At 58.1% G+C, this 14,090-nt stretch carries 11 protein-coding genes and 1 tRNA gene; 3 read left to right on the top strand and 9 right to left on the bottom strand.

Translation table 11 applies throughout. From position 1 onward, the window contains the following. Nucleotides 1–10: 10 nt before the first annotated feature. From ACFFK0_RS04840 to ACFFK0_RS04820, 5 genes are all read right to left on the bottom strand, one after another. Nucleotides 11–706, bottom strand: a complete 696-nt coding sequence (locus ACFFK0_RS04840) for a pseudouridine synthase (RefSeq protein WP_377468781.1) — start codon at nucleotides 704–706, stop codon at nucleotides 11–13. Between the two features lie 86 nt (nucleotides 707–792). After that, nucleotides 793–1,743, bottom strand: coding sequence for a UV DNA damage repair endonuclease UvsE (uvsE, locus tag ACFFK0_RS04835; RefSeq protein WP_377468780.1), 951 nt, complete (start codon nucleotides 1,741–1,743; stop codon nucleotides 793–795). 484 nt (nucleotides 1,744–2,227) lie between these two features. After that, the gene (wsfD, locus tag ACFFK0_RS04830) at nucleotides 2,228–3,700 is read right to left on the bottom strand and encodes a glycan biosynthesis hexose transferase WsfD (RefSeq protein WP_377468779.1); all 1,473 of its coding nucleotides are present in this window, start codon (nucleotides 3,698–3,700) and stop codon (nucleotides 2,228–2,230) included. A gap of 91 nt (nucleotides 3,701–3,791) precedes the next feature. After that, nucleotides 3,792–4,853 (bottom strand): glycosyltransferase family 2 protein, encoded by a 1,062-nt coding sequence (locus tag ACFFK0_RS04825; RefSeq protein WP_377468778.1) that lies wholly within the window; start codon nucleotides 4,851–4,853, stop codon nucleotides 3,792–3,794. 233 nt (nucleotides 4,854–5,086) lie between these two features. Continuing rightward, nucleotides 5,087–5,842, bottom strand: coding sequence for a SanA/YdcF family protein (locus ACFFK0_RS04820; protein ID WP_377468777.1), 756 nt, complete (start codon nucleotides 5,840–5,842; stop codon nucleotides 5,087–5,089). Between the two features lie 139 nt (nucleotides 5,843–5,981). Between ACFFK0_RS04820 and ACFFK0_RS04815 the strand changes: the two genes are divergently transcribed. Further along, a tRNA-Gln gene (locus ACFFK0_RS04815) sits at nucleotides 5,982–6,053 on the top strand. A gap of 61 nt (nucleotides 6,054–6,114) precedes the next feature. Here the strand turns inward: ACFFK0_RS04815 and ACFFK0_RS04810 are convergent. From ACFFK0_RS04810 to ACFFK0_RS04800, 3 genes are all read right to left on the bottom strand, one after another. After that, nucleotides 6,115–7,731, bottom strand: a complete 1,617-nt coding sequence (locus ACFFK0_RS04810) for a PAS domain-containing sensor histidine kinase (RefSeq protein WP_377468775.1) — start codon at nucleotides 7,729–7,731, stop codon at nucleotides 6,115–6,117. A gap of 50 nt (nucleotides 7,732–7,781) precedes the next feature. Continuing rightward, complete coding sequence (locus tag ACFFK0_RS04805) at nucleotides 7,782–9,869, bottom strand: ABC transporter ATP-binding protein (RefSeq protein WP_377468774.1); 2,088 nt, start codon at nucleotides 9,867–9,869, stop codon at nucleotides 7,782–7,784. Nucleotides 9,870–10,574: 705 nt separating this feature from the next. Then, on the bottom strand, nucleotides 10,575–12,320 hold the full coding sequence (locus tag ACFFK0_RS04800) for an ABC transporter ATP-binding protein (protein WP_377468773.1): 1,746 nt from the start codon (nucleotides 12,318–12,320) through the stop codon (nucleotides 10,575–10,577). Between the two features lie 475 nt (nucleotides 12,321–12,795). Here ACFFK0_RS04800 and ACFFK0_RS04795 point away from each other — a divergent pair, with 475 nt between their 5' ends. Then, complete coding sequence (locus ACFFK0_RS04795) at nucleotides 12,796–13,482, top strand: SOS response-associated peptidase (protein WP_377468772.1); 687 nt, start codon at nucleotides 12,796–12,798, stop codon at nucleotides 13,480–13,482. 57 nt (nucleotides 13,483–13,539) lie between these two features. Here the strand turns inward: ACFFK0_RS04795 and ACFFK0_RS04790 are convergent, their stop codons facing one another. Continuing rightward, entirely contained in the window at nucleotides 13,540–13,680 is a 141-nt protein-coding gene (locus ACFFK0_RS04790) for a hypothetical protein (protein WP_377468771.1), read from the bottom strand. Between the two features lie 187 nt (nucleotides 13,681–13,867). Here ACFFK0_RS04790 and ACFFK0_RS04785 point away from each other — a divergent pair, with 187 nt between their 5' ends. Next, a complete protein-coding gene (locus ACFFK0_RS04785) occupies nucleotides 13,868–14,083 on the top strand; it encodes a hypothetical protein (RefSeq protein ID WP_377468770.1) in 216 nt (71 codons plus the stop codon). Nucleotides 14,084–14,090: the final 7 nt, after the last annotated feature.

Raw genomic sequence — 14,090 nt, 5'->3', positions numbered from 1 at the left:
CTCTTGCCCGCTACAGCAGCCCGAGCGGCTGCAGCAGCTTGATCCGCTCCGCCTCCGTCAGCTCCCGCCAGGCGCCCATGTCCAGATCGCCCAGCTCCAGCTCCATAATCCGCACCCGCTGCAACCGCTCCACCCGGTAATCGAAAGCCCGGCACATGCGCCGGATTTGGCGATTCAGCCCCTGCGTCAGCACGATGTGAAACGTTCGCTCCCCCGCCTGCTCCGTCCGGCACGGCTTCGTCACGGTCCCGAGCATCTCCACGCCGGCCGCCATCCCCTCCAGAGCTGCCGCTGTAAGCGGCTTGTCTACCGTTACCCTGTACTCCTTCTCGCGCTCGTGCTCACCGTGCAGCAGCCGCTGCGAAACGTCACCATGATTTGTCAGCAGCAGCAGCCCCTCCGAGTCTTTATCCAACCGGCCGACCGGCGATATCGCGGTATCAGATGATATAAAATCGGCGATATTGCCTTCCACGCTCCGAGCCATCGTACATACGACGCCGACCGGCTTATTCAGCATGATGTAAACGTATTTCCGCCGCGGCCCGAGCCGTACCCCGTCAATCCGAATGTCGGCGTCCTCGCGGACTGGCGTATGTATGCCGGCGACCCGTCCGTCTACCGTTACCCGCCCCGCTTTAATAAGCCTCTGCGCTTCCCTTCGGGAGCAATGTCCCGTATCTCCGATCCATGCGTGCAGCTTCATCGTGTACGCACCCCCCCGGTTCCTGTTGGTCAGCCCTATTGTAGCACGGCCTATGGATCCGTAACGATAGCGGCATTCCAGTCCGTTCACCATCGCAGCACCGCACCGTCGATCCGCTTCACCCCGCGCACCCGCCCGAGCTCCTCCGCCAGCTTCAGACAGGCAAGGTCCTTTCGCTTGGCTTCGACCATGACATCTACCCGCCCAAGGCCCGCTTCCTTACACCCTCTGAGAAAATCAAGCAAAAGCCCCGGCTCCACATCGTCCGCATGCGACCGAAAATCCGCCTCCGACTTCGGCGAGGAGATATGCAGCTTCAGCGGCAGTTCCCCCCACGTAGCCGCAATGCGCGGCAGCAGCTCCAGCGGCTTGGCGCCGGACGGATTGCACCAGTCGTGATGCAGGTCGAGCATCATTGGCCGCCCGGCCGTTTCGCATACCGCAAGCGTTTCTTCCGCCGTATAGGTTTTGTCGTCATTTTCGAAAGTGAGTCTGCGCATGACCCGCTCCGGCACCTCCGGAAGCTTCCCGTACAGCCGTTGGATCGCCGCCCCCTTATCGCCGTACATGCCGCCGACGTGAATGTTGATGATGCAGGAAGCGTCCATTCCCATGCCGTCCAATATGGCGTTATGATACTCGAGATCCTCGATCGCGGCCGCAACCACTTTGTCCGAGCCGTTGAGGAGCGTGAATTGGTTCGGATGCATCGTCACCCGAATGTCCTCACGGCGGGCGAACGCCCCCAATTCGCCGAGCTCCTTCGTATAAACCTCGCCGACATCGATGCGCACGTCCGGGTGAGTGGCGAGAGGCACGAGCGCCGATGACATTCGGTACAGCCGAATGCCGTGAGCAGCGCAGTAATACAGAATCCTCTGCGTTGCACGCAGATTGCTTCGTCCGACCTCGACCGCCCGCTCCATCGCCGCATCCCGATGATCCTGCCGGGCAAATTGTTTGTACGTATAGCTCGAGCTCGGGGTATTCGCATACACCGCCAAGGCGTTCGCCACGAAGCCGATTCGAATTTCCATCCGTATGTGTTCTCCATCCATTTCGTTGTTCATGAAGACTCCGCGGTCACTTTACGTCAAGCGTGATGATGCACAACCATTGAATTACTGGATTTTGCATGAGGCGATTCGACGTTTATTTGTATGGCCGCCCTGATTTTTCCATATTACTATGGCTCGCTCTGATGTTGCTTATGCACAGGGGCTTTCCAATAGGGTAAAGGGGAAAAGTAGTCCTAATATGGATGGGGATTATGGTATTGGGGGTTTACGAAAGAAACTGTATCTATTTTCATAGCGAAACGCTTACATCCATCCTCTTAGCCGATCCGATGTCGCTGCCAAAGCTCTCCGGGCTTGCCAGTATACAGGGGGGCAGGCCGCGGATTGGCCTAACGTAGTACACAGCCAATGTAACAAGGGCCGCAAAGAGCACCGACAGTACCGTCAGCCCTTACATCGGCACTACGCCCCAATCCGCAACTGCGCCTCCCGATCCTGCCCCTTAAACAATCGACTCGCGGCCTTCCTTAGCCTGTAGCTTCCTCCTGCGCAGCCAGAGCCGATCCGCCCATACCACAGCTTTGCCGCTCACCCATAGCACACCGGAAACGAACATAATGTCAAAGCAGACGTTATAAAGAAACAGATGCTTCGCGAGATCCGCCAAACCGTCGCCGACCACCGGGATGACGAAGGAAACGGCGCCGATCAAACCGATTAACGCAAACGTCTCGCAGCAAACACGCCTTGCCGCCGACGCAGCCCGCCTCCACTCCCGCCACAAAACGGCATAGTACAAGGCGCTGAACGGAAGCAGGAACCACAGCGTATTCGGCAGCACGCTTCGCTTCCACTCGCTCCAATACCCGAACTTCTCCGAAACGGCTCCGGCCGGCATCCCCTCCCGCTTCTCATACGTACCGAGATAGTACGGACGGATCGTCATCCCGTTCTCCGCCGCAACCTCCAGCTTGCCGAGCAGGCGCAGCGGATGCCGCGCATAGAACAGAGCGACCTTCCCATGGCTGATCCGGTCGTAGAACATCTCCTTAAGCCGCGGGTCCTGCTGCGGGATGGCCGTATCCTTCGTAAAATAGTTCGTCCCCGCAAGCACAGCCAGCTCAGCCGGCAGCCCCAGCTCCTCCAGATCCCGCTCCGGCGACTGGGAATCCTTGATCACTCCGTAGAACACGGTCTGATACATGTTGATGTCCTTCAGCTGCTTCGGCGCCAGCACGTACATGGCCATGGAGCCTAACGCCAGTACGGCGGAGCAAGCGAGCACCAGCCTTCTCCATGCCGCATCCGGCCGCAGGGGGACGAAGCGTAAGCCGAGCAGGGCGATCAGCACGCCGATCGGCGCGTTCTGGATTTTCGAGCAGGTCAGCCATACCGCCGAGACGAAAAAAGCAAGCAGCAGCTTCCGTGACGGCCGGCCGGCGGAAGAAAGCGCCAAAGCAAGCGCGACCGTAAGCAGCAGAAATACATATGAAACCGGCTCGCCGAACAGAGAATTGAAATAGCCGATATAGCCGACATCCGTAAACACGACGACGAGTAGGACGGCCAGCAGCACCCGTACAAGTACCGGAAGCTGCCGCTGGCTGCGAAGCACGATTGCGAAAGCCGCCAGCAGCAGCACCATGTAGACCGCTGCCAGAAACCGTATATCGAATACAGTCGTGCTGTAAAACAGCCGGTTCAACCCGGTCGCCAGCAAGACAAGCGGCACCTGCGTCGAAATGTAGCCGCCGAGGCCGAGGTTCGTCAGCTGGAACTCACGGATGAAATAGCTGAAGTACCTCTCTTCCCGGGGCAAGTCCCGCTGCAAATCATCCAGCCCGGTAGAGCTCATGATTCTGAGAAAATCGCCATTGTCTGCAATTCCGACGATCGGCCGGATCAGGCACACATACACGAACACAGCGAAGGCAGCGGCAAGCGGCCCGTACACGGCGGCCCGTTTCCAGCTCATATCGGCTCACCTGCCTGACGAAGCGCAAGAGCCCGCGCTCCCGGGCATAACTTCCCATTGGTATTCCACATATCATTTCTAACCGTCTGCCTCATCGAATTTCTTGCACCTGCCTTCTGTTCAATCCCGCGCCTGCCGAAAGTCCCGAGCCCCCCTGCTCGAAGGGGCCCGATACCGCAATCTGCTCCGTCTGTGCAGGAACGTCCTCTTCGATAACGTAAAGCGGTCTTCGCTTAACCTCTTTATAAATTTTCCCTATGTATTCCCCGATTAAACCGAGACTGATCAGCTGGACGCCCCCGACGAACCAGAGCGATACCATGAGCGAAGCCCATCCCGTCACCGTATTGCCCGTCATCTTCCGGACGACCGCATACACTCCGGCAAACAGGCTGAGCACAAACAGCGCGAATCCGGCCGCCGTCACGAGGCGGATCGGCGTCACACTGAGCGAGGTGATGCCATCCCAGGCGAACGACAGCATTTTCTTCAACGGATATTTCGACTCCCCGGCCCATCGCTCGTTTCGGTCATAGTACACGCACTCGCTCCGAAACCCGATTAACGGCACGATGCCCCGCAGGAACACATTCACCTCTTTGAAACGGTCCAGCTGCTCCAGCGCCCGCCTGCTCATCAGCCGGTAGTCGGCATGATTATATTCCACATCGGCCCCGAGCTTCCGCATCAGCTTATAAAACCACTGCGCCGTATGCCGCTTAAATGCCGAATCCGTGCCCCTGCTCCGGCGGATGCCGTAAACGATGTCGCAGCCCTCGCGGAATTTGGCGATAAATTCACGGATCGCTTCCGGATCGTCCTGCAGATCGGCATCGATCGAAACGACGCAATCGGCACGCGCGCGCGCGCTTTGCAGCCCGGCCAGCAGCGCCCTCTGATGCCCTGCGTTCCGCGCCAGCTTGATTCCGGCCACCCGGCGGTTCAGACGCTGATGCGCTTCGATGATCGCCCACGTACGGTCCTTGCTGCCATCGTCCACACATACAAGGAAGCTCCCCTCGGCAATGAACCGGTCCCGCGTCAGCTCTTCCAGTACTTGAGTAATCCGGCCGATCGTCTCGGGGAGAACGTCCTCCTCGTTGTAGCAAGGGATGACGACAGCCAGCACCGGCAAAACTCTCGAATAGTCCATTTTACAATCGCACTCCATTATTTCCTCAATATCCCTTTAGACGCATGTTTCGCGGAATTGTTGCTCGGATTCAAAGATTTTGTCAGCTTGACATCCAGCTTGCGCTCACCTCGCACCATGACGAAGAAGAAGCTCCTCCATCCGTGCAAATCATTCCGGATCACTACTATCTTTTATTTTCGCCGCAGCAAAAACCGCCCCTCCATTCCCCATGGAAAGGCGGCTCGCCTCGCTTACTGCTTATCATCCGTCAGCGCCCCGCTTCCGGACACGGGGATCGTCTCCCCGAGGTACGTCGGCTTCGGCTTCCACACGTTCACCCAGAAGAAATCTTTAATCCGGGCAAGCACCTCGCGCAGCTCGAACCTCGGCATCCCCGCGTAGCGCTGCAAATCCGACGCGACCCCGTAGGCATCCAGGCCCAGCTGCCGCGCCTCATACACGGCCCGCATCAGGTGGTAGCGCTGCGTTACGATGAGAACCTTCTTCACCTGAAAAATGTCGCGAGCCCGGTACATGCTCTCATACGTACTGAACCCCGCGTGATCCATAAAAATATGATCGCCCGGCACCCCGCGCGCCTTCAAGAACGATTTCATCGTATTGACTTCGTCATAGGTCGTTCGCCCGTGGTCGCCGCTGACGAGAATCCGGTTCGACTTCCCGGCCTGGTACAGCTGCAGTCCGACCTGCAGCCGGTCGCCGAGAATCGCGGATACGCCGCCGCCCGGGGTCACCTTGGCTCCCAGCACCAGAATCGCATCGGCTTGAGGCGCTTCGGCCGCTTCGACGATATAGGCGGAGCCCTCGCGGACTACGTGCTCGTGGATCGCCCAGCCGCAGCCGACTGCAGCCAGAGCGGCTATAATCATTATCGTCACAAGGCGCATCGCCAGCTTCCGGCCGGGGCGAAGAAATCGTCGGCTGCGGGCATCTTCTTTAAGCCCCTTGCCGCCGGATGACGCCGGCCCGGCTATTTGTCGTTCCATTTTGCCTGCACCTTCCGTTCCTGCTGTTAGCTGTTCTCCTACCCTTATACGCGCAGCCGAAGCGGAAAGTTGCCGATGCCGAATTTTGCGCCTGGATGTATATTTTGCTGAAGCCGAGACACAATAATGGATGTCACGATGGGAAATAGCCAAGCGGTAAGGCAACGGACTTTGACTCCGTCATGCCTAGGTTCAAATCCTAGTTTCCCAGTCGACCCCATCCACCGTGCGCATGAATGCGTTCGGTGGATTTCTTTATTCTTCGGCCTTGCTCAGCAAGGCAGCGCGACGGTGAACGTCGTGCCCCGTCCCGGCTCCGAATGAACGTCAATCGTGCCCCGATGCTTCTGTACGATGCTGTAGCAGACAGGAAGCCCGAGCCCGGTGCCCCGCTCCTTGGAGGTGAAGAACGGCTCGAACATACGCTGGCGAATGTCCTCCGGAATACCGGTCCCGGTATCGCTTACACTGAGCGCCGCTCCTCCCCGTTCCAGCGCAGCCGTCCGAATCGTTAGCGTACCGTTAGGCTGCATCGCTTCGATGCCGTTGCGGACCAAATTCAGCAGCAGCTGTTTGATCTCCTTCTCGTTCATCTGCACATCCGGCACAGTGTCGTTCAGCTCCAGCCGGGCGGTAATCCCGTATAAATTCCCTTCGGCTTGAATCATCGGATAGACAGATTCAATCAAGGCGTTCAGGTTTCGGCTTTCCATCTCGACGATCCGATTCTGCGCCAAGGACAGGAAATCGCTAATGATCTCGTTGGCGCGCCCCAGCTCATCCAAAATCATATCGTAGTAGCGCTGATTGGGCGCAGGTGCGGCGGCCTTGGACTCGCGCTCATTCAAGAGCTGAATGAAGCCCTGAACGACCGCAAGCGGATTGCGGATTTCATGCGTGATGCTGGCGGCCATTTGTCCGACTAAATCGAGCCGCTCCATTTGGCCGATTTCCTGCTTCAGCTTCTCCAGCTCGCTTATATCTTGATAGATGGCTATGGCCCCCTGAATCGGACCGCCCTCATTGCTCTGCAGCGGATACACATAGTTCAGGAACGAGTTGTCCTTATAAGCGGAATACTGCGCGATGACCCGCTCGCCGCGGAGCCCTTTCACGATATCCGTCGCGTCGTAGTTGAGACCGCGGGATTCGGCCAATTGCCTGCAGGATGCGCCTACAAGCTGTTCCTTCGTAAGCCCGGCAAAGTGGGAAGCAAACTGATCGTTCGTCGCCAAAATCGTCCCTTCGCTGTCAATAGCCAGCACGGATACGGGGAGCATGTCGAGCAGCTGCTGCAAATGGCCCGCCAGCTTCTCCTGATGGAACAGGCTTGCCAGCATCCGGTCGGCAGCGCGAGTCTCTTCCGTTACGTCCTGAATGTAAACAACGGCCCCCAAGAACTCCCGGGTATTCGGATGAACGACCGGCACGGCATCGAGCATAACAACGGTTTCACCGAACCGCTTGCGGAATTTGTTCACAACGACGCCTTGCCGAAGCGCCCGGTACGTAATCGATTCATCCGGTGCAATCCCCAAATCCTGCAGGAGCTCCTGCAGAGACCCCCCAGCCCGGGCATGTCTCTGCAGCCCAAGGCGCTCCCATATGCCCAGCATGCTTTGATTCATATATTGAATCCGCTCCGTCCGATCAAAGAAAATAATGCCGCCGGGCACCCGGTCCATCGTCCACTCCAGCAACACCTTATGTTCCTTCTGACGGATCGAGGCCTTCTCGGCAATCCCGTAAACAACACAAATAGCGCTCATCCATATCATGAGCGCTATACTGGTAAAAGCCAAGCTGGTTTCCCATGGAATGGCGTACGCCAGCATGCCGGTCGACAGCACGGCGGCAATACCGAATAGAATACGATTCCTGCGACTCATTTGGACTGGAGTCTCCCCTCTGACTGCCCGCTCACTATGAATCTATCATATCACAGGTTGCGGGGGCTCGCAGAGAGTGAGGGCGTTAAGCCGTTTCGCTCGGGCTGGGTGCCGGGCTGCACACCGGGCTTCTCCCCGGACTGCAGCAGGTACATCTGGTAATAACGGCCTTGCAGCGCCATAAGCTCGTCGTGGCTGCCACGCTCCGCGATACGTCCGCGGTCCAGCACCAGAATCGTATCCGCACTGCGGATCGTAGACAGCCGGTGGGCGATGATGAACGTCGTCCGCCCTTGCTTGAGCACGTCCAGCGCCCGCTGGATGACCGCCTCCGTCTCCGTATCAATGCTGGCGGTCGCTTCATCGAGAATGAGGATCGCCGGGTCGAAGGCGAGCGCCCGGGCGAAGGAAATGAGCTGCCGCTGCCCCGCGGACAGTGTGGCCCCCTTCTCGATTACCGGTTCGTCGATGCCGCCGGGCAGGGCGCTGAACATGTCGTAGGCGCCGACCTCCCTAAGCGCCTGTTCGACCCGTTCGCGCGATATTCGCGGATCGCCGAGCGATACGTTGGATGCGATCGTGCCGGTGAACAGGAACGGATCCTGCAGCACGATACCCATATGCCGGCGCAGCTGCTGCCTTGGGATGTCCTGCAGGTCCATTCCGTCGATTCGAATGCGTCCCTCGTTCACCTCATAGAACCGGAACAGCAAATTCAATATCGAGCTCTTCCCGGAGCCGGTATGGCCGACAAGCGCCACCGTGTCGCCGTGCTTCGCTTCGAAGGAGATATCGCGGAGCACATACTCCTTGTCTTTGTAGGCGAACGTAACATGCTCGAAGCTGACGTTGCCGCGGTAGCGGGGCATGGAGCCGTCCGCCACATCGATGCCTTTCTGATCGAGCAGCTCGAACACCCGCTCCGCCGAGACGAGAGCCGTTTCCAAGTTGGACAACTGATTAACGATGCCGACGATCGGCTGAAACATCCGGTTCATATAATCGACGAATGCATACAGCACGCCGACCGTGACGGCCGCCCCCAGCCAACCGCCGCCGAACATCCAGATGACGGCAATGAACACAACGTTCCGCACGACGTTGACAAGATTGTGCGACGTGATGGAGTTCAGCATCAGCAGTTTATTTTGATAGCGGAAGTGATCATCGTTCATGCTCCCGAATTCGCTGAGCGTCATCTTCTGGCGGCGGAACGCTTGGATGATCGGCATTCCCGGAATCGACTCGGCGATCATGCCGTTAATGTCGCTCAGGCGCTCGCGGATCTTATGATTGTACGCTGCGGCGAAGCGCCGGTAGACGATGACCCATATCACCATCATCGGGACGAGCGGCAGCGCGATCAGCGCCAGTCTCCAATCCAGCATGAACAGCGCGCCGATGATCGCTACCATATAGATGATGCCGGAGAAGAAGTTGGCCAGCACCGCGACATACAGCTCCCGGACGGATTCCGTATCGTTCGTTATGCGGGAGACGACCTTCCCCGCGGGCAAGTTGTCGAAGTACTGAATCGGCAGCTTCTGAATGTGTGCGAATACGTCGTTGCGCATATTTTGGATAATCCGGTTCGCCGACGTCTGCAGCAGCAGGCGCTGCCCGAACGTAAACAACGCGACGAGCAGCAGCAAGCCGAAGTATAGGCCCGCCAGCGCCAGCAAGCTGCCGAATTCGGGCCTGTAAAACGGATACAGCTCGCCCGCGCTTAACGTCCGAACCGCATAGCTCGCCGACCGGCCGTCTTTCTCGAACGTCAGCGTCCCGTCCTGCAAGCTCCGTTTGCCGTCGAACGCCAGCTGCCCTTCGAAGAAGACGAAGCCGCGTCCGACCTGCAGCACATGCACCTGCTTAGACGGAGCCATGTCCTCGGCGGCAGCGTGGTCCTCACGAACATAATGCTTGCCGTTGTACGCTACCGCATAGGGGCTGCCGGCGTCGGCCGTCTCGTACCACGGCTTCTCGATGCCGAGAATGTTCGTATCGATCATCTGCTTGGCGATCATCGGCCCGGCAAGCTCGGCGCATACGGCCGCGAAGAGCATAATCAGGGCGAGAATCGTCGGCTTGCGAAACGTCCAAGCATATTGAAACAGTCGTTTGCCCGTCTGATGCTTCACAGGCAATCACCTACTTTACTTAAAATGGGGGATTGATGGCCACAACGGTTTGCGGGACCGCTATTTGGCCGCAAAACCGCACTCCACGCATAATAGCGGTCTGGGAGGGATTTATTTTGCGATTACCGCCCCTCTTTTTGCCGTTTGATCTAAAATAAGACCCTGGCAAACCGTTATCGGGCGGGAGCCGCTTAATTGCTCATGAATAAGACCGTGAAAGTCCGTTATTTTATTGCGAAGTCCGTGGCACGGGGAGGATGCCTGGCTACGCCGCCGGCTCTCCCCACGAAGAGAAGGCATCCCACTCCGAGGCGTGCATCAGGTACTGGCAGTTACACTGGTACTGGGTACTGGTACTGCCACTGAGCACTGGCACTGGTACTGGTACTGCCACTGAGCACTGGCACTGGCACTGGCACTGGCACTGGCACTGGCACTGCCACTGCCACTGCCACTGGTACTGCCACTGGTACTGGCACTGGCACTGGTACTGGCACTGGTACTGGTACTGGTACTGCCACGGAAACTCGCACCCGCACCGGCAGCGGTAAGGGCAACAGCGCGCGCATCAGTCACCGGAACCGGTACGGCTTATTAGCCACATTCCACACGCCACCGGGCCCCGCAATCGCCGAACGGCTGCCTCATGCGCTCACCGGCGATGCCGACACGTCTGCGGCCGAAGCCGCCCGCCAAGCCGCTTCCCTAGCCTTCAATCTGCTGCTCCAGCTGCTGGCGGTCGTACTGCTCCTTGTACCAGCCGCCCAAGGCGAGCAGCTCCTCATGCGTGCCTTCCTCCACAACGCGCCCTTCATCCAGCACGAGGATCCGGTCGGCATACTGCACGGCCGAAAGCCGATGCGTCGTAATCAGCGTCGTCTTGCCCGCGCGCTCGCGCCGAATCGCCTCAATAATATGCGCCTCGGTCTTGGCGTCGACGGCGGACAGCGCATCGTCCAGCAGCAAAATCTCCGGGTCGATGATAAGCGCCCGGGCGATCGACACCCGCTGCTTCTGCCCGCCGGACAGCGCTACGCCTTTCTCGCCGACGAGCGTCTCGAGTCCGTCCGGCAAATGCTGAATATCGGCGGCGAACGATGCCTGCTCCAGCGCGCGCTGCAGCTCCTCCTCCGTGCCCGGCGTCCGGCCGAACCATATATTTTCGCGGATGGTGCGGGAGAACAGGACCGGGTTCTGCGGCACGTAGCCCATCCACCCCTGAACTTGGTCGAGAGGGATCTGCTCGATCGGCACCCCGGATACCTTCACCGCACCTTCGCCGACTGGGTATTCCCGCAGCAGCTGGCGCAGCAGCGTCGTCTTGCCGCTGCCGGTCCGCCCGACGATGCCGAGCGTCTCGCCCCGCTTCAGCTTGAAGGACACATCCACCAAGTTATCGATCGGAGACGACGGGTAACGGAACGTCACATGCTCGAACGCGATCGTCTCCGGCACAGCAACCGTCCGGTTCACCGCTGCATCCTCAACATCCGGCTTGTAGCCCAGCGTCTCATTGACCCGGTCCAGCGAAGCGTTGCCGCGCTGCATAATATTGATCAGCTCGCCGATCGCGAACATCGGCCAAATCAGCATCCCCAGAAAGACGTTGAACGACACGAGCTCGCCGAGCGTAATTTCGCTGCGAAACACGAGATACCCGCCGTAGCACAGCCCGATCAAGTAGCTGAGGCCGACCAGCACTTTGATTGTCGGCTCGAAGAGGGAATCGATGCGGGCGACGGCGACATTTTTCCGATACACATCGTCTGTCATAGCCGCAAAATTCCGCTCCGTCGCCCGCTCCTGCACGAACGCGCGAATGACCCGCACGCCGGCCACCGTCTCCAGCACCTCGTCGTTCATCCGGCCGAACGCATCCTGCGCATCCGTAAAACGCTGGTGAATGCGGGCGCCGTACACCTGCATCGCGATCGCCATCAAAGGCAGCGGCAGCAGTGCCGCCAGCGTCAGCTTCCATGAAATCATAAACACCATCACGACGAGAATCGTTCCCATGAACAAGCTGGAATCAACCAGCGTAAGGATCCCGAAGCCCGCCGTCGTCGAAACGGCACGCAGGTCGTTCGTCGCCCGCGCCATCAGGTCGCCGGTTCGGTTACGCTCGAAGAACGTGGGCGTCATGCGAACAAGATGCCCCAGCAGCCGGTTTCGCAGCAGCCGCTCCAGCACGAATGCGCCGCCGAACAGCTGGTAGTGCCACACAATCGTAATCGCATAGCCGACTACCGTCAGCGCCGCCCAGAAGCCGAGCACACTGTAGAACTGGCTGCCGCCCAGCGTGCCTTGATGCAGTCCGTCGATCGAATAGCCGATCAGCTTCGGCGGAATAACGTCGATAATCCCTGCCAGCGTCAGCAGCAGCACGGCCGACGTGTACCGCTTCCACTCGAGCCGCCAGAACCAGCTTAATTTTCTCAATACGATGAACATGAGCGCTGTCCTCTCCTTCCTTCATTCCAAGTCTCCAACTTTTCAATAGCAGCAAAAAAGGCATACCGCTCGAGTAGCGATACGCCTTTGTGAATCCGCTGCCGGATTCGTATGACCGGCCTGCCGGGAGCGGCAAGCCGTCAAGAAGGCGCATGATTACGCAGAGAGCCTCTACCGTAACCATGCGCCTCAGCTTCAGCGGGCCATAACCTTGACGAGTCCGTCAAGATTGTGCGCGGATCGGTTACGGATACCCATATGCGGCTTGCCGTGAACAGCAGTAAGGTTCATCATTCGCATACCGGGTTCCACCCCTTTCCGTCCATCCAGTTATTTGGAAATCATCTACATGTGCAATGTACCATCGACCTGACAGCCGTGTCAACGGCGAAAATAACTATAACGATTCGCCGCCGCCGGCGCATAATTATTCCCAACGAGCAAATACTGGAAAAAACCAACAAGGTGGTGCTCGATGATGTGCGAACGATTTTCGCTGACGACGGATGTGCCCGAGCTGGCCAAGCAGTTCCGTATCGATAAAGTGCTGACGTTCTACAAGCCTCGCTATAACGTATCCCCCCGCCAAACGATCCATGCGGTGATCACGAACGGCAGCGAACGGTGGCTCGACGAATTCCGCTGGGGCCTCGTCCCGTTCTGGGGCAAGGACGCGATCAATGCCGACAGCATGATGATGGACGAGAAGCGGGCCTTCAAGCGCATTTATGTGAAAAATCGGTGCGTCATTCCTTCCGACGGCTTCTACGTCTGGCGCACAGGGGAAGACGGCAAGACCCGGCAGCCGATGCGCATCGTCACGACGAACCGCCGCGTCTTCGGGATGGCCGGCATCTACGAGGTATGGGCGTCTCCTCAGAACGATTACGAAATCCGCACCTGTACCGTGCTGACTACGGCGGCGAATCGGGTCGTCGAATCGATGAGCGATCGGATGCCCGTCATTTTGGATGAAGAGGGGATCGAGCAGTGGCTTGACCCGTCGCTGACCGATAAGAACCGTCTGCGCTTCCTGCTGCGGCCGGCGCCTGCCGAGACCATGCGCGCCTATCCCGTCTCGCAGCGGGTGAACAGTACCGACCACGAGGAGCCTGACTGCGTGGAAGAGCTTGATCTGCGCCTGCCCCTTCTAAAAATTTAAGTTGATTTTTATTTAAGCCTTGCCTTCGGCGGGGCTGTTTTTTATGCTAAAAACAGATCACTTTTCGACAATCATTCGGGAGGCTGCGGTGAGGTGACAAGGAAAACGATACCCGATTACATCCATCGACTCCAGCTCGTTCAGCGGAGGCTGCTTGGCCGGATCGACGAAAATCAGCGTTGCATTGAGCGATCCCATTCTGCCATCGACAAATCGGATCTCGCCACCAAAACGTCGATACATCTAAAAAAACGACAAAATCAACGATTTCCGCCGAATTAGCGGCGAACATCGTCGATTCTTTTTCATTTACAGCCCTTTTCCCTTGTTTTATTATATTTCTTGTGTTTGGAGATATTAACCTACTGCAGAGAGGGTAAGTGCCATGAACGATCGGCTGTATGACCTTAACGATATTTTGCATATGACCCGTTCCAAGATCGACGCTACCAACCGCCGCATACAGATGACATTAGGCTATTTGCCGAAGCCGCTTCTGATCGAATTGCTGGACCGGCCCAATCTTCGCGAAGATTGGGTGCAGCTTCAGAACAAGTATATGCCGAATAAGCAGCGGCTTCCTATTTCCGATTTTCCCTGAAGGCCGC

Source organism: Paenibacillus chartarius (genome assembly GCF_042432825.1).
In the GTDB taxonomy this organism is placed as follows: domain Bacteria; phylum Bacillota; class Bacilli; order Paenibacillales; family NBRC-103111; genus Gordoniibacillus; species Gordoniibacillus chartarius.
The sequence above is the reverse complement of the archived record's forward strand: the minus strand, read 5'-3'. Positions and strand labels throughout refer to the sequence as shown.

Coding starts and splice junctions, on each gene's coding strand:
- ACFFK0_RS04840 (WP_377468781.1), bottom strand. CDS start 706: ATGAAGCTGCACGCATGGATCGGAGATACGGGACATTGCTCCCGAAGG.
- uvsE (WP_377468780.1), bottom strand. CDS start 1,743: ATGGAAATTCGAATCGGCTTCGTGGCGAACGCCTTGGCGGTGTATGCG.
- wsfD (WP_377468779.1), bottom strand. CDS start 3,700: ATGAGCTGGAAACGGGCCGCCGTGTACGGGCCGCTTGCCGCTGCCTTC.
- ACFFK0_RS04825 (WP_377468778.1), bottom strand. CDS start 4,853: ATGGACTATTCGAGAGTTTTGCCGGTGCTGGCTGTCGTCATCCCTTGC.
- ACFFK0_RS04820 (WP_377468777.1), bottom strand. CDS start 5,842: ATGGAACGACAAATAGCCGGGCCGGCGTCATCCGGCGGCAAGGGGCTT.
- ACFFK0_RS04810 (WP_377468775.1), bottom strand. CDS start 7,731: ATGAGTCGCAGGAATCGTATTCTATTCGGTATTGCCGCCGTGCTGTCG.
- ACFFK0_RS04800 (WP_377468773.1), bottom strand. CDS start 12,320: ATGTTCATCGTATTGAGAAAATTAAGCTGGTTCTGGCGGCTCGAGTGG.
- ACFFK0_RS04795 (WP_377468772.1), top strand. CDS start 12,796: ATGATGTGCGAACGATTTTCGCTGACGACGGATGTGCCCGAGCTGGCC.
- ACFFK0_RS04790 (WP_377468771.1), bottom strand. CDS start 13,680: ATGGGATCGCTCAATGCAACGCTGATTTTCGTCGATCCGGCCAAGCAG.
- ACFFK0_RS04785 (WP_377468770.1), top strand. CDS start 13,868: ATGAACGATCGGCTGTATGACCTTAACGATATTTTGCATATGACCCGT.